This window comes from Delftia lacustris (genome assembly GCF_040267515.1).
GTDB lineage: Bacteria > Pseudomonadota > Gammaproteobacteria > Burkholderiales > Burkholderiaceae_C > Comamonas > Comamonas tsuruhatensis.
In genome coordinates, this window is record NZ_CP141274.1 from 3,040,172 (window position 1) to 3,060,858 (window position 20,687).

Here is a 20,687-nt window from a genome sequence, read left to right on the forward strand (position 1 = left end):
AATTCTTAGGCTGCCCGCGCCGAGCGGGCTTCGTCGTTTCAATGGTGCACTTGACAAAGCTGTAGGGTGCAAGCGCGCTGCCAGGCTTCCGACGGATTCCTGGGCTGGCTACACTTTTCTTTCCACAGAGAAGGGAAGTCATGGGCACAGATATCTACGTTTCGACGCTGACCGCCGATCTGGAGCAGCAGTTCATCGACGCGGTCGGACAGAGCCGCAAACTGCACGCTCCATGGGTTTCGCCCCCCAGCACGGCACAGGAGTTCCAGGGCTACCTGGCTCGCGTGCAGGAGCCGTCGGGTGCGGCATTTGTGATCTGGGAGTGGTGCAGCGATGGTTTTGCCGGGGTCGTGCAGATCACGAACATCCTGATGGACCCGTTCCGCTCTGCCCATATCGACTTCTTTGCATTCTCGGGCTTCGAAGGGAAGGGCCTGATGAAGGAGGGCCTCGCGCATGTCGTGAAACAGGTCTTCAGGACTTCGAAGCTGCATCGGCTGGAAGCCAACATTCAGCCTGAGAACAAGGCAGCCATAGCACTGGTGAAGTCCTGTGGTTTCAAGTTGGAGGGGTTGTCGCCCGCATTCATGAAGGTCGGTGGTCGCTGGCGAGATCACGAACGCTGGGCGCTGTTGTCCGCGTAGTCGCTGCCGGATCCGTCAGCGCCTGGGGGTTCTCCATGCACTGGTCTCGCAAAGGGCGCAGCACCTTGTCATCCTGGGAAGTGACGAGACGTCGAAGAAGGTGAAGCACACCGAGGTGCAGACAAGCCCTATCAGCGGGCTTGTTCTTGCCTGACGTCTCCCCCCGAAAACAGCTGGACAGCGTCCGGAACTACAGGGGCGAGATCTGCGGCGCGACAAACGCAAAAAAGCCGCATAGGTGCTGAGATGACAGGCGAAGGCGCTCGTTACAATGGAACTCCATGGTTCACTGCACTCTCACCACTATCACCTCCACGACCGCTTCCTGCGGACCGTGTGAAGTGCCGTGAGTCCCAGTTGAACCACTTCCCAGGCCCGCCAGCGATGGACAGGGCCCTTTTTTTTGCCCTTGCGTCGCCGGCACCACGCAAGGAGTTGCATTCATGTTTGCTCTGTTAGTCCTCGATGTTCAGGTCGGCCTGGTCCGAGGCCCTGAACCCATGTGGCGCTGCACCGAGGTGCTGGACACCATCAATACCTTGATGGCACAGGCCCGCCGCGCGGGAGCGCCAATTTTTCTGGCTCGTCACATCGGTCCCGTGGGAACGCCCATTGGCCCAGGCAGCCCACTGACCCAACTCGCACCCGAACTGCAACTGGACGGCAGTGAGGTTGTGTTCGAAAAACACCGCCCAAGCGCCTTTGCAGGCACCGATCTGTTGCAGCAGCTTCAAGCACGCAACGTGACCGGCCTGGTCATCACCGGCATGAAGACTCAGTACTGCGTGGACACCAATTGCCGGGTCGCTCGCGATCTGGGCCTTGATGCCGTCCTTATTGCGGAGGATGGACATACTTGTGCCGACACCCCCCAGCTTGCAGCGCAGAAGATTGTGGAACACCACAACGCGACGCTGGCAGGGGCGTTTTGCGCGGTCATGCCCGCAAACGCCTGGGATTTCTCGGCACCGGTTCACACCTGATCTGCGGAGTCCGCCCATATTGAGGCACACGCGAGCGATTGCAGCGCCATTCGTCTTTCAGACCACCGGGCCATGGGCCAATGCCGACGGCCTGGTCCTGCCTTGCGCTGATTCCCTGACCTGTGCTTGTCCGACAAGGGCGTGCCTGGGCGGCACCCATGCTTGAGGCCATGAACACACCTCCTCCCAACACCCCTGGCCAAGTGCCCACGTCGTCGTCCCGCAACCGGTTCGCCACCAAGCGGACCATGTACATCGCCGCAGCCGTCGTGGCCGTGGCGCTAATGATGGTGTTTGCGCCCTGGTAGGCGCGATCCACTGTCATGGTCCCGCCCATGCCCGAAAGGGCATGAGAAAGCCCGCCATTTGGCGGGCTGTCGTTTTGGGGAATCGCTTGCCTCAGTGCGCAGGGTGCGCCGTGGGTGCTTGCGCCGTGGGGAGTCGGGCCAGCTTCTGCGAGCAATCGCTGCACACGTGCCACGCATGGAATTGGCGGGCGCCTGTGGCGGGCTTTTCCTGTTCGCACTGCATGCAGAAGACGGCGGGGGCCAGGTCCAGGAGCCGGATCGGCTCTCTGCCTTTCTTGGGACTACGCATAGCTCTCCTTCAAAGTGTTGCTCCTCGGTATCCATTGGGCGCCGGGTTGGAGAAGGCGGTCGTCAGCGGGCGCGCCAAGGCGGGGCAGAAGCCGGCGCCATCGAGGGTGCGTGTTCAACTTACAGCCAGGCCGTCTCACGGTTGTGACTTTTGCATGACCGTGTGGGGAAGGCGCCGCAGCTGTTTGACAGCGTGCTTCGGGCAGCCCTAGAATTTTTGCTTCCATCCCTGCGACCATTGCGAGCCTGACATGAACCTGTGACGCCTTCGGACCTTCGTCCGACCAATCCCCCGAAGCCCTTTGCCGGCCGACGGCGGACGCCTGCGTCACCTCCTGCCTGTTCGTTGATTGCTCTGCGTTTCCTGAACGCAACCCGGCGTCGCCGTGCGGCCTCCTTTCGGAATTTTTGAAAGAGTGCCCATGACGGAATCCATCGATATCCTCGCCCACAACACGGCCGCCTGGAACCAGCAGGCTGCCAAGTCCTGCGACTGGTCGCGCCCGGTCGACAGCGCCGAAATAGCACGGGCCCGCGCCGGGAGCTGGCAGGCGCGGCTCACGCCAGGCCCCTTGCCTGCCGGCTGGCTGGATGATGTACGCGGCCTGCGCATCCTCTGCCTTGCCAGCGGCGGCGGCCAGCAGGCGCCCATTCTTGCGGCAGCGGGCGCCCAGGTCACCGTCTTCGACGCCTCAGCCGGCCAGCTTGCGCAGGACCGGCACGTGGCCGAGCGCGAAGGCCTTGCGCTGACCTGCGTGCAGGGCGATATGCGCGATCTGGGGGTCTTTGCAGACGCCAGCTTTGATGTGATCTTTCACCCCATCTCCAACCTCTACGTGCCCGATGTGCGGCCCGTATGGCGTGAATGCGCGCGGGTGCTGACGACGGGCGGGCGTCTTCTGTCCAGCTTCTGGAATCCGGTGGTCTTCGTGGAGGACCGTGATCCTGCATTGCGCGAGCAAGGACTCGTGCGGCCCGCCTGGCGCCTGCCGTATTCCGATGTGGCGGATTTGCCGCCCGAGGCGATTGCGGCCAAGCGCGAGCGCAACGAGGCCCTGGTGTTCGGCCATACGCTGGCCGATCAGATCGGGGGGCAGTTGGATGCGGGGCTTGTGCTGACGGGCTTCCACGAGGACTGGCAGCCCCACGTCCGTTTTGTGATCGAGAAGTTCGTGCCGACCTTCATTGCGACACGTTCGATGAAGGTCTGAACGCGCTACCTACGGCCTGGACCGGCCTTGCCGTGCTCAGGTGCGCAAGGCCGGTATCCAGGTCTGTTGCTGGGCGGGTTCTGCCACGGGCTGCGCCGGTTGCGGTCGGGGAGCAGGGCCTTTGGCCTGGGGCGATGGCTGGGCCTGCCGCACCTGCTCGGCGCCGGACTTGGCCAGCAGCAGCATCACGGCCATGCAGATCAACGTCAGCAAGAGCACCACGCAGATGGGGCCCAGATCCACGGAGGCGATGTCCAGCCCCTTCAGCGACTGCCAGCGTTCTGAGCGTATTTCCAGCGGTTCTTCGGGATCGGCCATGACACCTCCACTGCGTTGAGTGTGCCTCCATGCTAGGCGCAAGTGAGCATGCAAACAATATGGGAACTTCGCCAGGATGCGAGGGTATACCGCAGGCAGCTACTTGACCCACATCAATTGCGCCGCCACGGCCAGGGCGATGGCCAGCAGCACCAGCAGCACCAGCCTTGCCACGATGGTGACCGCCTTGCGGCGCGCTGCTTTGCGGGTGTTGCGCGGACGAGGTGGGGTAGGCGGCGGCTGCGTGGCATCCAGGGCTGCAATTCTTTCCAGCCAGTCCTGGGTTGTTGGCAGGGCAGTGGCGGGCGGTGACGAGGACGGGGACGAACCGGGCTTGCCGCGGTTCATGGCTCCAGCTCCTGCCGCATCTCTTCCAGCACCTCCAAGGCGCCCTGGATCATGGCTTGCCTGTGCTCCAGCGCAGCCTTCTGGGTCTGCAGCCGTTCCAGCTGCTCGGCTACCTGCGCCTCGTCGGCCCGCAGCTTCTTCAGCCGCTCCTGTATGGCCTCCATTTCCGGGGCGCTCATCTGCCAATCCTCCAGCATGCGAAGGGCGTGGCACGTGGCCCGGTCCCTTCTCACAATTCACACGATGCCGGCAATTATCTGTGCGTCTTAGCGACTGGCTATGAATGAATTGATATAGATTGTCATCGGCTGGCGCAGAAGGGGGCCGAAAGCTTGCCGCTGCATGCGCACGGTGCTGCGCAGATCAGAGCAGCGCAGTTCAATGCGCGAGGAATTTGAGAAAGATCCGCCCCTGCCGCGTTCTGACCTCGGTCCCTTCGATAAAGCCCATCAGTCTGGCCGAGCCGTCCATGGAGTACAGCGCCGGCCCATCGATGCGGTAGATGAGCCTGGTCCCGCACCGGACGAATTCATCGCCTTCGACACGCCCGATTTCGTGTCCGCGCCCATCAAGCACAGTCCACGAGCGTCCTGCAATCATGGCCTCACCCGGCGGTTGCCGGTCCCCAAGTAAAAGCGTCAATCTAAGGAACGCTGGGCGTCTGAGTCTGAGCGAATCTGAGCAGTTGTGTAAAGCCGGGCCACCGACGCCTCGGGTGGCACCCTGCGCAAATTCGTGTGCGCCCGGCCCAAGCCGCATCACGCCGGCCTAAAGAAGCTGGCTGCGGTCTAGGGGCACTGCGCGCTTGGGCGCTTGAGTGGTACGCAGGCAAGTAGAATTGTTTCATATCAAAGACATGCTGCTCTGAAAGTTGCAGCGACCGGGCCCGCTTGGCGGGCCTTGTGCATGGGGCGCCGTCCCGCAGCCTGTATCTGGGTGCATGTCCTGATTCTCTGTGGGCCCGGCCTGCGATCCAATCTCGCGCATGGGGCTGAGCCTTCTCGTCAAATTGCTCTCATTTATGAAGTTCTGCTGTCGCCAACCGGATGCGCCTGTGGCATTGCCTTGCGGCTTGCCTGGGGTCTGTTCCGTCCGGTGGACGCTGCGCTGCGGAGGGCGGAGGTGAACGAGCAGGCGCTGTACGATCTGGCCCCCGTTCTGGAGCTGATGCTGCTGGGCCTGTTGCTGGCGCTGGGACCCTTGGCCTGGGTGTGGCTGCGCAACCGCAACGGTGGCTCGCTCAAGCGGCTGCAGGCACTGTCGGTGCTGACGCTGTTCCTGACTTTCGACCTGGTGCTGTTCGGCGCCTTTACGCGTTTGACCGATTCCGGCCTGGGCTGCCCTGACTGGCCGGGCTGCTATGGCAGCGCCAGCCCCATGGGCGCCCGCGCGCAGATTGCCGAGGCGCAGGCCGCCATGCCCACCGGGCCGGTGACGCATGGCAAGGCATGGATAGAGATGGTCCACCGCTATCTGGCCACCACCGTGGGCGTGCTCATCATCGCCATGACCATCATGGCCTGGCGGCGTGCGCGCCGCCAGGGCAGGGCGGGTGGCGCCCAAGGCGTGGAAGGCGCACGGCTGGGGGCCATGAGCCCCTGGTGGCCCACGCTGGCGCTGTTCTGGGTCTGCCTGCAGGGTGCCTTTGGCGCCTGGACCGTGACCATGAAGCTGTTTCCGGCCATCGTGACCCTGCACCTGCTGGGCGGCACGGGCCTGCTGGCCTTGCTGTGCGTGCCCGCCGTGGGGCTGAGCCGGGCGGCACGCCAGCAGCAGGCAACGGTGATTTCCCCGGGCCTGCGTGCTCTGCTGTGGCTGGGCCTGGGCTTGCTGGTGCTGCAGGTGGCACTGGGTGGCTGGGTCAGCACCAACTATGCGGTGCTGGCCTGCAGCAGTTTTCCGACCTGCCAGGGCAGTTGGTGGCCGGCCATGGATTTTTCGCAGGCGCTGCAGATCTGGCGTCCGCTGGGCCTGCTGCAGGACGGCAGCAACATCAGCTTTGCGGGCCTCACGGCCATCCACTATCTGCACCGCCTTGCGGCCTATGTGGTGGTGGCCGCGCTTGCCGGGCTGTGGTGGCGGTTGGGCGAGGCGCCTGCCCTGGCGCCGCAGCGCCGCGTGCTGGCTGGGTTTTTGGTGTTGCAGGTGCTGACAGGCCTGTCGAACGTGGTGCTGGACTGGCCGCTGGTGGCTGCAGTGCTGCATACGGGTGGCGCAGCCGCGCTGGTGACCGTGATTGTTTGGTGCCTGGCGGCCAGTCGCCCGGGCACGCTGCGGGCCGGGTTGCCGGTTGCCCGTGGAGAGATTGCATGAGTAAACAAGCTTCCCTGAGTGTCGAGTCCTCACGCTGGACGCAGTTCTATGCCCTGACCAAGCCCCGCGTGGTGCAGCTGATCGTGTTCTGCGCGCTGATCGGCATGGTGCTGGCCGTGCCGGGCTGGCCCAACGCCGACCAGTGGCTGCACATGGCGCTGGCCTGCCTGGGCATCTGGCTGGTGGCGGGCGCCGCAGCGGCCTTCAACTGCCTGGTGGAGCGCCATATCGATGCGCGCATGAAGCGCACCTCCTGGCGGCCCACGGCGCGCGGGGAGCTGACCAGCCAGCAGGCCCTGGCCTTCTCGGCCATCCTGTGCACGCTGGGTGCGCTGGTGCTGCTGCTGTGCACCAATCCGCTGACCATGTGGCTGACGCTGGCCACCTTCGTGGGCTATGCCGTGATCTACACAGTGATCCTCAAGCCCGCCACGCCGCAGAACATCGTGATCGGCGGCGCCTCCGGCGCCATGCCGCCCGTGCTGGGTTGGGCCGCGATGACGGGCCAGGTCGGACCCGAGGCGCTGATCCTGTTTCTCATCATCTTCCTGTGGACGCCTCCGCATTTCTGGGCGCTGGCGCTGTACCGCGTGGAGGACTACCGCCAGTCGGGCCTGCCGATGCTGCCCGTCACGCATGGCAGCGAGTACACGCGGCTGCAGATCCTGCTGTACACGGTGATCCTGTTCGCAGCCTGCATGCTGCCCTTCATGTACGGCATGAGCTCCTGGCTGTACCTGGTGGTGGCCGTGGTGCTGAGCGTGGGCTTTTGCGGCTATGCCTTCGCGCTGTGGCGCAATTACTCGGACGAGCTGTCGCGCAGGACTTTCCGCTTCTCGCTGGTGCATCTGAGCGTGCTGTTCCTGGCACTGCTGATCGATCACTACCTCTGGCTGGGCTGATGGCCTGAGGGCCATGGCCGCGCAATGACAAACCGGGCCCTTGAGGCCCGGTTTGTCTTGGTGCCTGCCGTCTTACTTGATCTGCCGCTTTTCCAGCTTGCGCGCCAGCGTGCGCCGGTGCATGCCCAGGCGGCGTGCGGCCTCGGAGATGTTGAAGTCGCTCTCGGCCAGGGTTTCGTGGATGTGTTCCCACTCCAGTGTCTTGATGGAAGTGGGGTTGCGCGACAGCTCCACGTCGGTGCGGCCTTCGAGGCGGCCGAAGGCGGCCTCGATGTCGTCGGTGTTGGACGGCTTGGCCAGGTAGTGGCAGGCGCCGAGCTTGACGGCCTCCACGGCCGTGGCAATGCTGGCATAGCCGGTGAGCACGACGATCAGCGCCTCGGGGTTGTGCTGGTGCAGCATCTGCACGCAGCTCAGGCCCGAGGCATTGCCGGCCAGCTTGAGGTCCATGACGGCGTATTGCGGCGAATGCGTCTGCAGCAGCTCGCGCACTTCCTCGGCGCTGGCGGCCTGCAGCACGCGGTAGCCGCGCCGCTCGAACGATCGCGTCAGCGTGCGTGCAAACGTTGCATCGTCTTCAACCAGCAGCAGGAGGCGGGAGCTGTCCATGGGCGATTCGGGTTCCTGTGGGCGCCGCTTCAGGCGCCGGGTTCAATGGCAATCGATGACAGGGGCAGGCGGATCTCCACCTCGCTGCCCCTGGGCGGGGTGTTCCTCACCTGAACGCGTCCGCCCAGCGAGCGCGCCACGTTGAGCACCAGGAACAGGCCCAGTCCGCGGCCCGGGCGCTCCGTCTTGGTGGAGATATGGCGCTGGCCCAGCTGCTCCAGCACGGCAGGTGCAAAGCCGGGACCCTTGTCGCGCACGGTGATGCACAGCATGCCGGTGCGCACGGACAGGTGCAGCGCCACATGGCCGGGAGATGCCTCGGCGGCATTGTCGAGCACATTGCAAACCATTTGCTGCAACGCGGTATCCGAAAGAATGGGGAAGTCCTCTTCGGCCTGGACATAGTCGAAACGCTCTACCGCATGGCGTGACTGCCATTGGGCGACCACTCCATCCATGAAGGCATGCAAGGTCGTGGCCTGGGGCGCGTCGGCGCGGGTTTCGCCGGCGGACATGAGCACGCTGGAGACGATGGATTTGCAGCGCAGCAGCTGCTGCTGCATCTCCTGCAGGTCGGCGAGCAGATCGGGATCTTGCGTGATGACGGGCATGCGCTGCCAGTCGCCCAGGATGACGGACATGGTCGACAGCGGCGTGCCCAGCTCGTGCGCCGCGCCCGTGGCCAGCAGGCCCATGCGCACGATGTGCTCTTCCTCGCTGGCGCGCTGGCGCATGTTGGCCAGCCGCGCGTCGCGCCGTCGCAGGTTGGAGACGATGCGGCGCAGGAAGACCACCAGCAGCACCGTGGTCAGCCCGAAGCTGATCAGGATGCCGCTCACGTACAGGCCGGGCAGCCCGTCTGGTCCCGCCGCGCCAATGGGCAGGGGCCAGTGCACGATGGCCAGCACCAGGGTGCACAGCGAGGTGCTGGCAACGATGATCCAGGCGTGCACGGGCCTGAGCAGCACGGCGCCCAGAATGCCCTGCAGCAGGAACAGATAGATGAAGGGATTGCTGGCGCCGCCGCTCAGATACAGCTGTATGGCCAGGGCGAGCACGTCGGCCAGCAGGGCCAGGAATAGGTTGCGCGCCGAGATCTGGCGGCGGTGGCTGCGGTACCAGTAGATGTAGCCGAGGTTGGTGAATACGCTGGCCATCAGCACCAGGGCCATGGCCGGCAGCGGCAGGTTGATGCCGAAGCCGTAGTGCACCAGGGAGATGGTGATCACCTGCCCGACCACGGCAAACCAGCGCAGCTGTATCAGCAGCTGCATGTTCTGGCGTTCGGTGGTGCGCTCGACGCGGAACAGGGACTCTGAAGGCGAATTCACGCGGGCGATTGTGCGCTACCGCAGGCAGCCGTGGCGCGGCAGGGTCTTGTAGAGGACTGAAGAAAAAGGGCCACCGATGTCATCGATGGCCCCATTGCCTGCGCAAGGCGGTTCTATGGCTTGTCGGCCGGCTGCCGGTCATTGCGCCTGACCAGCCAGGCGGCACCGACCACCATCAGCGCCAATCCGTACCAGGTCAGTGCGTAGACCAGGTGGCTGTTGGGAAAGCGGATCACGGTCATGCCCGGGCGCGGCCAGGTGCCGTCCGCCACGGGCTGGCCGGGCAGGCCGGCGTCGATGAAATAGGGCGCTGCCTTGCCAAGGCCCTGGGCCTGTGCAATGGCCGCCACATCGCGCGAGAACCAGCGCTGCTGAGCAGGATCGTTCTCGCGCAGAAAACCGCCGCGCGGCTCGCTGATGCGCAGCAGGCCGGACACCGTCACCTGGTCCTGGGATGCCTGCCCGGGCTGCGCCTGCCAGCGTGCGCGCTGCTCCGTGGGGATGAAGCCCCGGTTGACCAGCACCTGGCTGCCATCGTCCAGCTGCAGCGGCGTCAGCACCCAGAAGCCTGCTCCCAGCTCGGTCACGGCCTGGGTCAGCACGGTCTTGCCTGTCAGCCATTGGCCGCTGGCCTGCACAGCGCGGTATTCATGGTCGGCGGCCGTGATCTGCGGCCATTCGGCGGGCGGGGGCAGGGCAGCGGGCGCGGCGTGCACGCGCTGCTCCACGCGCTCTATGAGATCCAGCTTCCAGGCGCGGCGCTGCACCTGCCAGCTGCCCAGGAAGATGAAGCCCAAAAACAAGGCGATGCCCACCGAGATGAGCATCGCCTGAGCGAGTGGGCCGCGCCGGCGCGATGCGCCTGCGCGGCTGGAGGGCCCGGAGTTTCCGGATGCGGTCAAGGCGTGACTACGGCCGGTGCCGTCTGCGCCGCAGGATCGGCCGGCATGGTGTGCTGGGGCATCATGTTGGTGTTCATGTGGAACATGACCCACAGCGTGCCTGCGATGCCGATGGCCACGAAGACCACGGTGAAGATGGTGGACAGCAGGGTCCAGCCGCCTTCGATCTTGCCGTTCATGTGCAGGAAGAAGACCATGTGGACCAGGATCTGCACCACGGCGAAGCCGCCGAGCACCATCACGGCCGTCGAGCGGTCCGAGATGATGTTGCCCATCACCAGCCAGAACGGGATGGCCGTCAGGATGATCGAGAGCACGAAGCCCCACATGTAGCCCGAGAACGTGCTGTGCGGGCCGGCATCGTGGTGGTGGTCGTCATGGCCGTGATGGTCGTGGTGACCGTGGCCGGCGTGGATGTCGTGTGCAGCCATTTACAGCACCCCCATCAGATAAACAAAAGTGAAGACGCCGATCCAGACCACGTCCAAGAAGTGCCAGAACATCGACAGGCACATCAGGCGGCGGTTGTTCTCGTGCGTCAGGCCGTGCTTGTTGATCTGGATCATCAGCGTGACCAGCCAGATCAGGCCGAAGGTCACGTGCAGGCCGTGGGTGCCCACCAGCGTGAAGAACGAGGACAGGAAGGCGCTGCGCTGAGGCCCAGCGCCCTCGTGCAGCAGGTGGGAGAACTCATAGAGTTCCAGGCCCAGGAAGCACAGGCCGAACAGGCCGGTGATGGCCAGCCACATCTGCGTGCCGCCCAGCTTGCCCTGCTGCTTTTGCAGCATGGCGAAGCCGAAGGTGATGGACGACAGCAGCAGGAAGGCCGTGTTCATCGCCACCAGGGGCAGGTCGAACAGCTGGGCGCCCGTGGGGCCTGCAGCGTAGTTGCGGCCCAGCACGCCATAGGTGGCGAACAGTGCTGCAAAGATCAGGCAGTCGCTCATCAGGTAGAGCCAGAAGCCCAGAGCGGTGCCGTTTTCGGGATGGGGCTCCTCGGCGAGGTGGTACTCACGCGGGGCCAGGGCGGCAGCGCCGCCTGCGGTGTAACGGATATCAGACATGACGTGCCAGCTGTTGTGTGCGCAGTTCTTCCGTGGCCGCGACTTCCGCGGCGGGGATGTAGTAGTCGCGCTTGTAGTTGAACGTGTGGATGATCGACGCCAGCACGGTGGCGGCGAAGGACACGATGGCCAGGGGCCACATGTGCCAGATCATCGCGAAGCCGAAGACCGTGGACAGCGCAGCGATCACGACACCGGCGCCGGTGTTGGCGGGCATGTGCACGGGCTTGAAGCCGGTCAGCGGACGCTGGTAGCCGTGCTTCTTCATATCCCACCAGGCATCGATCTCATGCACCACGGGCGTGAAGGCGAAGTTGTACTGGGGCGGGGGCGAGGATGTGGCCCACTCCAGCGTGCGGCCTTCCCATGGATCGCCGGTTTCGTCACGCAGCTGGTCGCGCTTGAAGTAGCTGACCACGAGCTGCATCAGGAAGCTGCCGATGCCCAGGGCCACCAGGCCTGCGCCGCAGGCGGCGATGATGAACCAGATCTGCAGCGAGGGGTCCTCGAAGTGGTTGGCGCGGCGCGTCACACCCATCAGGCCCAGCACGTACAGCGGCGTGAAGGCCACCCAGAAGCCGACCAGCCAGAACCAGAACGAGCACTTGCCCCAGAACTCGTCGAGCTTGTAGCCGAAGGCCTTGGGGAACCAGAAGTTGATGCCGGCGAACACGCCGAACACCACGCCGCCGATGATCACGTTGTGGAAGTGGGCGATCAGGAACAGGCTGTTGTGCAGCACGAAGTCGGCCGGGGGAACGGCCAGCAGCACGCCGGTCATGCCGCCGATGGCGAAGGTGCACATGAAGCCCACGGTCCACAGCATCGGCACGGTGAAGCGGATGCGGCCGCGGTACATGGTGAACAGCCAGTTGAAGATCTTGGCGCCCGTCGGGATCGAAATGATCATCGTCGTGATGCCGAAGAACGTGTTCACGCTGGCGCCCGAGCCCATGGTGAAGAAGTGGTGCAGCCACACCAGGTAGGACAGGATGGTGATACACACCGTCGCGTACACCATGGAGGTGTAGCCGAACAGGCGCTTGCGGCTGAAGGTCGAGACGATCTCGGAGAAGATGCCGAAGCACGGCAGGATCAGGATGTAGACCTCGGGGTGGCCCCAGATCCAGATCAGGTTCACGTACAGCATGGGGTTGCCGCCCAGGTCGTTCGTGAAGAAGTTCGTGCCGACGTAGCGGTCCAGCGACATCAGCACCAGGGCTGCGGTCAGGATGGGGAACGAGGCCACGATCAGCGCGTTGGTGCACAGGGCAGTCCAGGTGAAGACGGGCATCTTCATCAGGTTCATGCCGGGTGCGCGCATCTTGATGATGGTCACGATCAGGTTGATGCCCGACAGCGTGGTGCCGACACCGGCCACCTGCAATCCCCAGATGTAGTAGTCAAGCCCCACCCCCGGGTTCTGCGCCCCCAGGTTGGACAGGGCCAGCCAGCCGGAGGTGGAGAACTCGCCCAGGAACAGCGAGATCATCACCAGCACGGCGCCGCCCGTGGTCATCCAGAAGCTGAAGTTGTTCAGGAACGGGAAGGACACGTCGCGGGCGCCGATCTGCAGCGGCACCAGGTAGTTCATCAGGCCGGTCACGAAGGGCATGGCCACGAAGAAGATCATGATCACGCCGTGGGCGGTGAAGATCTGGTCGTAGTGGTGCGGAGGCAGGTAGCCCAGGTTGTCGCCGAAGGCCATGGCCTGCTGCAGGCGCATCATCAGCGCATCTGCGAAGCCGCGCAGCAGCATGACCAGACCGAGGATCATGTACATGATGCCGATCTTCTTGTGGTCGATGCTGCACAGCCAGTCGCGCCACAGCGGGCCCCACAGGCGGAACTTGGTGAGAAGGCCCAGCACGCCGAGGCCGCCGAGCACCACGGCGATGAAGGTCACCAGCACGATGGGCTCATGCGCCATCGGGATGGAGTCCCAGGTGATGCGTCCCAGCAGCCAGTGGGCCTGTGCCGGGGAGGTATGTTCAGACATATCGAGTCTCTTAGGTCGTTTTGGAACGGGCGGCGGGCTGGCCGTCGTCCGCTTCCGCTATCTGCTTATTGCTGTGCGCTGGCGGCCGAGCCGTCGCGCTGGTCCAGGAAGGCCACGACGCGGTCGGCGTTTTGCACCGTGCACACATCCTGGGGCAGGTTCATGCCCACGGCCTTGAGATAGGCTTCACCGCCTGCGGCATCGATGGCCATCATGTGGTGCATGCACATCTTGCCTTCCTCGACGCAGCGGTTGAGCACCTTGTCGTACAGGCCTTCGTCCACGGTGGCGAAGCGCTCGACCGGGTTGCGCTCGCTGGGCTTGACCAGATTCAGGTAGGTGTCGCGGTTCAGGGCCTTGCCTTCGGACTTGGCCTTGGCAACCCACTGCTCGAATTCCTCGTCGCTGAGGCCGTGGAACTTGAACGTCATGCCCGAGAAGCCGGCGCCGCTGTAGTGCGATGCCAGGCCGTGGAACACACCGGTCTTGTTGATCACTGCGTTCAGCTCGGTCTGCATGCCGGGCATGGCATAGATCATGCCGGCCAGGTCAGGCACGTAGAAGGCGTTCATCGTCGAGGTGGCGGTCAGCTTGAAGTGGATGGGACGATCCACGGGAGCGGCCAGCTCGTTGACGGTGGCGATGCCCTTTTCAGGGATGAAGAACAGCCACTTCCAGTCCATGGCCACGACCTGCACTTCCAGCGGCTTGACATCGGTGCTCAAGGGCTTGGAGGCCGAGACGCGGTCCAGCGGGCGGTAGGGGTCGAGCTTGTGGGTGCTGATCCAGGTGATGGCGCCCAGCGCGATGATGATCATCAGCGGCACGGACCAGATCACCAGCTCCAGCGTGGTGGAGTGGTGCCATTCGGGGTCGTAGTGGGCCTCGGTGTTCGACTGGCGGTATTTCCAGGCGAACAGCAGCGTGAGGATGATCACCGGGATGATGATGATCAGCATCAGCAAGGTGGCCGTGACCACCAGGTTGCCTTGCTGCGCGGCGATATCGCCGGCCGGGTTGAGCACGACGGCTTTGCTGCAGCCAGTGAGACTGGCTGTCAAAGCGGCCGCGGTGAGCCACGCAGGCCCACGGAGTTCCTTGATTTTTAGCATGCTAGGGGCGCAACAAGAGCGCGTTTACATAGAAACGCGGATTACAAGATCCGGGCAAATGTATTACGAAGTATAAATTTGTCCATTGGACATTTTGTCCAACGTCAAGGAGAGGCCAGGAACTTTCTGCTACCTGGCGGGGCAGGCAGCGGGGTCCCGGCGATCCGGAGGCCGCATTTTTCGGCCGCGCGCAGCAGGAAAAACACCAAGTCCGGTCGAGGTGAAACCGCCTTGCGCCAGATCAAGCGAGGGCGTAGAACGGAGCTGTCAGTGAGACGAGACAAGGAGCATCCATCTATGAGCGGCCTCGACACAACTGCAAGCTTCCCCAACGGAAGCTACGAAAGCAAGGAATCTCTGTCCCGCGCCGACACCCACGAAGATGTCACGCCCAACGAGATCGCCGTCGGCGTGATCCTGGGGCGATCCTCGGAGTACTTCGACTTCTTCGTGTTCGGCATCGCCTGCGTGCTGGTCTTCCCGGCACTGCTGTTCCCCTATCTTTCCAAGCTTGACGGCACGTTGATGTCGTTCGGCATCTTCGCGCTGGCCTTCGTGGCGCGGCCGTTGGGCACGGCGCTGTCCATGGCCGTGCAGCGGCGCTGGGGCCGGGCGACCAAGCTGACGCTGGCGCTCTTCCTGCTGGGCGTGTGTACGGTGGGCATGGCCTTCCTGCCCAGCTACCAGCAGGCGGGCGTGAACGCCATCATCGTGCTGGCGCTGCTGCGCATCGGCCAGGGCATTGCACTGGGCGGCTCCTGGGACGGACTGCCGTCGCTGCTGGCCATGTCGGCGCCCCAGAACCGGCGGGGCTGGTATTCGATGATCGGGCAGTTGGGTGCGCCGCTGGGCTTTGTGCTGGCGGCAGGCCTGTTTGCCTTCATCTATGCCCATGTGGATGCCGACGAGTTCCTCAGCTGGGGCTGGCGCTATCCCTTCTGCGTGGCCTTTGCCATCAACGTGGTGGCACTGTTTGCCCGGTTGCGCCTGGTGGTGGGCCAGTCCTACACCGAGCTGCTGGCGCAGCGCGAGCTGGAGCCCATGGGCGTGGTGCCGCTGATGCGCGACGAGGGCCGCAACGTGGTCATCGGCGCCTTTGCAGCCCTTGCCAGCTTTGCGCTCTTCCACCTGGTGACCATCTTCCCGCTGTCCTGGATCTCGCTGTATTCGGACCAGTCGGTGAACCATGTGCTGGGCGTGCAGATCGTTGGCGCCTTCTGTGCGGCCGGCGCCATCATGGTTTCGGGCTGGCTGGCCGACCGGGTGGGGCGGCGCAACACGCTGGGCACCATGGCCTGCCTGATCGGCATCTTCAGCTTTGTGGCTCCCTGGCTGCTGGGCAGCGGCACCACGGGCAACAACGTGTTCATCATCGTCGGCTTCATCCTGCTGGGCCTGTCCTACGGGCAGGCGGCAGGCACGGTGACGGCCAACTTCCCCTCGCGCTATCGCTATACGGGCGCGGCCCTGTCCTCGGACATGGCCTGGCTGGTCGGCGCGGCCTTTGCCCCGCTGGTGGCGCTGGGCGTGTCCTCGCGCTTCGGACTGGTGGCGCTGGGCATCTATCTGCTGTCGGGCGCGCTGTGCACGCTGGCGGCGCTGGGCATCAACCGGGCCATCGAGACGCGCGACTGAACGGGCCCTTGCAAGCCAAAGGCCGGCTCTGCCGGCCTTTTTTGTCGCCGGGCCGCCCCAAGGCAAAAAGCTGGCCCCCTGGGGGGCTGCGGACCTTGCGAAGCAGGGGAGCGTGGGGGCATTTTCCGTTGCGGCTCCGCCTCAGGGGTTTTCACCGTAGCGCTGCTTGAAGTCGAATTCGAGCCTGTCGCAGTCCTGCACCGATTCAAACTGCCGCGTCTTGCGCTCGGCCTCAGGCCTGGCGGCTTCCTTGCGGCAGATCTTGATGGTTTCGCGCTCCACCCAGCGCGCCTCGCCTTCGGGCGTGGACAGCAACTGCCCGGCCAGCATGAGCACACCGAAGAAAGCCACGGGCAGGCCGATGAGCCAGGGCACGATGCGGCTTTTGCCTGGTTGGGCCGGTTTGGCGGAATGAGGCTCGGGTGTCGGTGGTTGCGCCATGGTGTGCTTGCTGTGGTTGCGGCTGGCGATTATCCAGGGCACCGACGGCGCACGGGCTGAGCGGGATCAGGGAACGGCGATATCGCCTGTGCCGCCCATTTCCCTCATTTCGTCCATCTCCTGCACTCGCCATTTCTCCAGCGCGAGAATTTCGGCCCTGCGGCCCAGATGGGGCGCCACCCACAGCTGCAGCCGGCGCGGCCCGCGTGCAAAGCCCAGCGGCGCAACCGGCGGCCAGTCGCGCGCCGCTGTTGCGCGCGCATGTCAGCGAACCGGCCAGTGACGGGCTGGAGATCGTGCTCAAGGGCGGGCAGATGGGGGGTGAGGCCTTCTTCGGCCAGGTGCGCGATGGAGGGACGGGCGGGGCTCGCTGCCGCGACGATGGGGCAAACCTATAATGCGCGTTGGTCCCGACGGGACACCCTCCCGCCAGGGACAGCGCCCCGCGTGCGCGCTCCGAACTCCTAGACACCATGAGCACACCCACTTTCACCGTTGCCGACATTCGCAAGAGCTTTCTGGACTTTTTCGCATCCAAGGGCCACACCATCGTGGAGTCGAGCCCCCTGGTGCCCGGCAACGACCCGACGCTGATGTTCACCAACTCGGGCATGGTCCAGTTCAAGGACGTGTTCCTGGGTACCGACAAGCGCCCCTACACGCGTGCCACCTCGGTGCAGACCTGCCTGCGCGCAGGCGGCAAGCACAACGACCTGGAAAACGTGGGCTACACCGCCCGCCACCACACCTTCTTCGAGATGCTGGGCAACTGGTCCTTTGGCGACTACTTCAAGCGCGAGTCGCTCAAGTGGGCCTGGGAACTGCTGACCGAGGTCTACAAGCTGCCCAAGGAGCGCCTGCTGGCCACGGTCTACGCCGAGGACGACGAGGCCTACGACATCTGGACCAAGGAAATCGGCCTGCCGCCCGAGCGCGTAATCCGCATCGGCGACAACAAGGGCGGCCGCTACAAGAGCGACAACTTCTGGATGATGGCCGACACCGGCCCCTGCGGCCCCTGCTCGGAAATCTTCTACGACCACGGCGCGCACGTGGCCGGCGGCCCTCCGGGCAGCCCTGACGAAGACGGCGACCGCTTCATCGAGATCTGGAACAACGTGTTCATGCAGTTCGACATGGACGAACAGGGCAACGTCAAGCCGCTGCCCGCCCCCTGCGTGGATACCGGCATGGGCCTGGAGCGCCTGGCCGCCATCCTGCAGCATGTGCACAGCAACTACGAGATCGACCTGTTCCAGGCACTGATCAAGGCGGCTGCGCGCGAGACGCACATTGCCGACCTCGAGACCCCGTCGCTCAAGGTCATTGCCGACCACATCCGCGCCACCTCCTTCCTGGTGGCCGACGGCGTGATCCCGTCCAACGAAGGCCGCGGCTACGTGCAGCGCCGCATCGTGCGCCGCGCCATCCGCCACGGCTACAAGCTGGGCCAGAAGACTCCGTTCTTCCACAAGCTGGTCAAGGACCTCGTGGCCGTGATGGGCGACGCCTATCCCAAGATCCGCGAGCAGGAAGCGCGCATCACCGAAGTGCTCAAGGTCGAGGAAGAACGCTTCTTCGAGACCCTGGCCAACGGCATGGAAATCCTGGATGCGGCGCTGGCCGGTGGCGCCAAGGTGCTGCCCGGCGACGTGGCCTTCAAGCTGCACGACACCTATGGCTTCCCGCTGGACCTGACCAACGACGTCTGCCGCGAGCGCGGCCTGGGCGTGGACGAGGCAGGCTTTCAGGCCGCCATGGAAGAACAGAAGAACAAGGCCCGCGCGGCTGGCAAGTTCAAGATGGACCGCGCCCTCGAGTACACGGGCCAGGCCAATGCCTTCACCGGCTACCAGAAGCTGGCCGAGGCCGCCAAGGTGGTGGCACTGTATGCCGAAGGCAGCGCCGTGCAGGAACTCAAGGCCGGCCAGAGCGGCGTGGTCGTGCTCGACACCACACCCTTCTACGCCGAGTCCGGCGGCCAGGTGGGCGACCAGGGCGTGATCAGCACCGCAGGCGCGCGCTTCGCGGTCGAGGACACGCTCAAGATCAAGGCCGATGTGTTCGGCCACCATGGCGTGCTGGAGTCCGGCAGCCTGAAGGTGGGCGATGCCGTGCAGGCCGAGGTGGACACGCAGCTGCGTGCCGCCACCATGCGCAACCACTCGGTCACGCACATCATGCACAAGGCCCTGCGCGAAGTGCTGGGCGACCACGTGCAGCAAAAGGGCTCGCTGGTCAACGCCGAGCGCACGCGCTTCGACTTTGCCCACAACCAGGCCGTGACCGCTGCCGAGATCCGCGAGATCGAGCGCCGCGTGAACGCCGAGATCCTGGCCAACACGCCCACCGACGCGCGGGTGATGGACATCGAATCGGCCAAGGCCACGGGCGCCATGATGCTGTTCGGCGAGAAGTACGGCGACTCCGTGCGCGTGCTGGACATCGGCACCAGCCGCGAGCTGTGCGGCGGCACCCACGTGCAGCGCACGGGCGACATCGGCCTGTTCAAGGTGGTGGGCGAAGGCGGCGTGGCCGCTGGCGTGCGCCGCATCGAGGCGGTGACCGGCGAGAACGCGCTGGCCTACCTGCAATCGCTGGAATCCACGGTGGACCAGGCGGCCGCCGCGCTGAAGGCACCGACGGCCGAGCTGAACACCCGCATCGGCGGCGCGCTGGAGCAGATCCGTGCGCTGGAGAAGGAAGTGGCTGCGCTCAAGGGCAAGCTCGCTTCCAGCCAGGGCGACGAACTGGCCGGTCAGGCCGTCGACGTCAAGGGCATCAAGGTGCTGGCCGCCAGGCTGGAAGGCGCCGATGCCAAGACCCTGCGCGAGACCATGGACAAGCTCAAGGACAAGCTGGGCGCCGCCGCCATCGTGCTGGCGGCGGTCGATGGCGACAAGGTGCAGCTGGCTGCCGGCGTGACCAAGGCCGAGACCTCGCGCATCAAGGCTGGCGAGCTGGTGAACTTCGTGGCCAGCCAGGTCGGCGGCAAGGGCGGCGGCAAGCCCGACATGGCCATGGCCGGTGGCACGGATGCAGCGGGCCTGCCGGCCGCGCTGGCCGCCGTGCAGGCCTGGGTGGCAGAGCGCGCCTGATCCAGCTGCGCGGCAGATGATTGCTGCTGCTCCCGCTTCGGGACGCCCCGGTGGATTCCTCCACCGGGGCGTCTTGCCGTGGGCGCTGCGCATGGCGTGCGTGATGGGCGTGGTGGCGCAATCGGCCGCTGCCGCCGCGCAAAGCGTGGTCTTCATCAACCCCGGCCGGTCCGACGAGCGCTACTGGACCACGGTCAGCGAGGCCATGCAGGACGCGGCCAGCAGCCTGGGCATGCAGCTGCAGGTGCGCTATGCGCAGCGCGACCACCTGCGCCCCATCGAGATCGCGCGGCAGATCGCGGCCCTGCCCAAGGCGCAGCGGCCCCGCTACGTGATGTTCACCAACGACTACAGCGTGGCGCCCGAAATCCTGCGCACGCTGGAGGCGGCAGGCATAGACAGCTTCATGGCCTTCAGTGGCGTGCCCGAGACATTGCGTGGCCAGACCGGCGTGGCGCGGGAGCGCTATCGCCACTGGCTGGGCAGCCTGGAGCCGGGCGCCGAAGAGGCCGGCTACCTCACGGCCAAGGCCTTGTTCGCCGCCGCGCGGGCGTCGGGCCACGCGCGTGCGGCCGATGGCCGGCTGCACATGGTGGCCATTGCCGGCGACCGCTCCACGCCCTCGTCGGTGGAGCGCAATGCCGGCATGCGCCGCGCAGCGGCCGAGGCCGGCGACGTGGTGCTGCAGCAGGAAGTCTTTGGCGAATGGCGCCGGGAACGCGCCGAGCAGCAGGCGGCCGTGCTGTTCCAGCGCTATCCCGAAGTGCGCCTGGTGTGGGCCGGCAACGACGAGATGGCCTTTGGCGCCATGCAGGCCTGGCGCGCGCGCGGGGGAGCGCCCGGGCACGATGCCTTCTTCAGTGCCATCAATTCATCGGCCGCCGCCATGACGGCGCTGCGCACGGGCGAGCTGAGCGCATTGGCGGGCGGCCATTTCCTCACGGGCGCCTGGGCTCTGGTCATGCTGTACGACCATGCGCACGGCAGCGATTTCGCCACCGAAGGGCTGGAGCAGGTGCGGCCCATGTTCGCCTTGCTGGACAAGTCCCAGATCGACCGCTACGAGCACAGGATCAGCGCGCCCCTGGCTCCGCTGGACTTTCGCAGCTACAGCAAGCACCTCAATCCCCGGTTGCGGCGCTACGGATTCGAGTTGAAGCACCTGCTGCGCTGAGCGCCTT

At 65.1% G+C, this 20,687-nt stretch carries 21 protein-coding genes; 9 read left to right on the plus strand and 12 right to left on the minus strand.

Features of this window, described 5'->3' with window-relative positions; all coding sequences use genetic code 11:
* Positions 1 to 140 precede the first annotated feature (140 nt).
* The 4 genes from U6958_RS15300 to U6958_RS15315 all read left to right on the plus strand — a co-directional run bounded on the left by U6958_RS15300 (position 141) and on the right by U6958_RS15315 (position 3,434).
* A complete protein-coding gene (locus tag U6958_RS15300; RefSeq protein ID WP_074921323.1) occupies positions 141 to 644 on the plus strand; it encodes a GNAT family N-acetyltransferase in 504 nt (167 codons plus the stop codon).
* A gap of 443 nt (positions 645 to 1,087) precedes the next feature.
* On the plus strand, positions 1,088 to 1,627 hold the full coding sequence (locus U6958_RS15305) for an isochorismatase family protein (RefSeq protein WP_074921322.1): 540 nt from the start codon (positions 1,088 to 1,090) through the stop codon (positions 1,625 to 1,627).
* Positions 1,628 to 1,797: 170 nt separating this feature from the next.
* On the plus strand, positions 1,798 to 1,935 hold the full coding sequence (locus tag U6958_RS15310) for a hypothetical protein (RefSeq protein WP_162233967.1): 138 nt from the start codon (positions 1,798 to 1,800) through the stop codon (positions 1,933 to 1,935).
* A 710-nt stretch (positions 1,936 to 2,645) separates the two neighbouring features.
* On the plus strand, positions 2,646 to 3,434 hold the full coding sequence (locus tag U6958_RS15315) for a class I SAM-dependent methyltransferase (RefSeq protein WP_074921321.1): 789 nt from the start codon (positions 2,646 to 2,648) through the stop codon (positions 3,432 to 3,434).
* 36 nt (positions 3,435 to 3,470) lie between these two features.
* On the opposite strand, the gene U6958_RS15320 is transcribed toward U6958_RS15315, so the two are convergent.
* The 4 genes from U6958_RS15320 to U6958_RS15335 all read right to left on the minus strand — a co-directional run bounded on the left by U6958_RS15320 (position 3,471) and on the right by U6958_RS15335 (position 4,700).
* Entirely contained in the window at positions 3,471 to 3,752 is a 282-nt protein-coding gene (locus U6958_RS15320; RefSeq protein ID WP_016447192.1) for a hypothetical protein, read from the minus strand.
* Positions 3,753 to 3,851: 99 nt separating this feature from the next.
* Positions 3,852 to 4,100 (minus strand): hypothetical protein, encoded by a 249-nt coding sequence (locus tag U6958_RS15325; protein ID WP_017403886.1) that lies wholly within the window; start codon positions 4,098 to 4,100, stop codon positions 3,852 to 3,854.
* The gene (locus U6958_RS15330; RefSeq protein WP_016447190.1) at positions 4,097 to 4,279 is read right to left on the minus strand and encodes a hypothetical protein; all 183 of its coding nucleotides are present in this window, start codon (positions 4,277 to 4,279) and stop codon (positions 4,097 to 4,099) included. The genes U6958_RS15325 and U6958_RS15330 overlap by 4 nt, the downstream gene beginning before the upstream one ends.
* 199 nt (positions 4,280 to 4,478) lie before the next feature.
* A complete protein-coding gene (locus U6958_RS15335) occupies positions 4,479 to 4,700 on the minus strand; it encodes a hypothetical protein (RefSeq protein ID WP_017403888.1) in 222 nt (73 codons plus the stop codon).
* Between the two features lie 522 nt (positions 4,701 to 5,222).
* Here U6958_RS15335 and U6958_RS15340 point away from each other — a divergent pair.
* Together U6958_RS15340 and cyoE are read left to right on the plus strand one after the other, a co-directional pair.
* The gene (locus U6958_RS15340; protein WP_074921360.1) at positions 5,223 to 6,413 is read left to right on the plus strand and encodes a heme A synthase; all 1,191 of its coding nucleotides are present in this window, start codon (positions 5,223 to 5,225) and stop codon (positions 6,411 to 6,413) included.
* Positions 6,410 to 7,315: a heme o synthase gene (gene cyoE, locus U6958_RS15345; protein ID WP_016447188.1), complete on the plus strand. Its 906-nt coding sequence runs from the start codon at positions 6,410 to 6,412 to the stop codon at positions 7,313 to 7,315. Before U6958_RS15340 ends, cyoE begins: the two co-directional genes overlap by 4 nt.
* 72 nt (positions 7,316 to 7,387) lie before the next feature.
* Here cyoE and U6958_RS15350 read toward each other — a convergent pair whose 3' ends face one another.
* From U6958_RS15350 to cyoA, 7 genes are all read right to left on the minus strand, one after another.
* Positions 7,388 to 7,924, minus strand: a complete 537-nt coding sequence (locus U6958_RS15350; RefSeq protein WP_012205888.1) for a response regulator transcription factor — start codon at positions 7,922 to 7,924, stop codon at positions 7,388 to 7,390.
* Between the two features lie 29 nt (positions 7,925 to 7,953).
* Positions 7,954 to 9,255, minus strand: a complete 1,302-nt coding sequence (locus tag U6958_RS15355) for an ATP-binding protein (protein ID WP_016447187.1) — start codon at positions 9,253 to 9,255, stop codon at positions 7,954 to 7,956.
* 113 nt (positions 9,256 to 9,368) lie between these two features.
* Positions 9,369 to 10,082 (minus strand): SURF1 family protein, encoded by a 714-nt coding sequence (locus U6958_RS15360; RefSeq protein WP_074921320.1) that lies wholly within the window; start codon positions 10,080 to 10,082, stop codon positions 9,369 to 9,371.
* Between the two features lie 71 nt (positions 10,083 to 10,153).
* Positions 10,154 to 10,588, minus strand: a complete 435-nt coding sequence (gene cyoD / locus U6958_RS15365; protein ID WP_016447185.1) for a cytochrome o ubiquinol oxidase subunit IV — start codon at positions 10,586 to 10,588, stop codon at positions 10,154 to 10,156.
* Positions 10,589 to 11,221 carry a cytochrome o ubiquinol oxidase subunit III gene (cyoC, locus tag U6958_RS15370; protein ID WP_016447184.1) on the minus strand — a complete coding sequence of 211 codons (633 nt, stop codon included), beginning with the start codon at positions 11,219 to 11,221 and terminating at the stop codon, positions 10,589 to 10,591. It lies immediately after the preceding gene.
* Entirely contained in the window at positions 11,214 to 13,220 is a 2,007-nt protein-coding gene (cyoB, locus tag U6958_RS15375) for a cytochrome o ubiquinol oxidase subunit I (protein ID WP_016447183.1), read from the minus strand. Before cyoB ends, cyoC begins: the two co-directional genes overlap by 8 nt.
* Before the next feature lie 65 nt (positions 13,221 to 13,285).
* Positions 13,286 to 14,332: a ubiquinol oxidase subunit II gene (gene cyoA / locus U6958_RS15380; protein ID WP_016447182.1), complete on the minus strand. Its 1,047-nt coding sequence runs from the start codon at positions 14,330 to 14,332 to the stop codon at positions 13,286 to 13,288.
* A gap of 297 nt (positions 14,333 to 14,629) precedes the next feature.
* Between cyoA and U6958_RS15385 the strand changes: the two genes are divergently transcribed.
* Complete coding sequence (locus tag U6958_RS15385) at positions 14,630 to 15,967, plus strand: MFS transporter (protein ID WP_016447181.1); 1,338 nt, start codon at positions 14,630 to 14,632, stop codon at positions 15,965 to 15,967.
* 141 nt (positions 15,968 to 16,108) lie between these two features.
* On the opposite strand, the gene U6958_RS15390 is transcribed toward U6958_RS15385, so the two are convergent.
* Positions 16,109 to 16,408, minus strand: a complete 300-nt coding sequence (locus tag U6958_RS15390; protein WP_074921319.1) for a hypothetical protein — start codon at positions 16,406 to 16,408, stop codon at positions 16,109 to 16,111.
* Between the two features lie 473 nt (positions 16,409 to 16,881).
* Between U6958_RS15390 and alaS the strand changes: the two genes are divergently transcribed.
* Both alaS and U6958_RS15400 read left to right on the plus strand, forming a co-directional pair.
* Positions 16,882 to 19,506: an alanine--tRNA ligase gene (gene alaS, locus U6958_RS15395; protein WP_016447179.1), complete on the plus strand. Its 2,625-nt coding sequence runs from the start codon at positions 16,882 to 16,884 to the stop codon at positions 19,504 to 19,506.
* Between the two features lie 91 nt (positions 19,507 to 19,597).
* Complete coding sequence (locus U6958_RS15400; RefSeq protein ID WP_016447178.1) at positions 19,598 to 20,680, plus strand: ABC transporter substrate-binding protein; 1,083 nt, start codon at positions 19,598 to 19,600, stop codon at positions 20,678 to 20,680.
* Positions 20,681 to 20,687 lie beyond the last annotated feature (7 nt).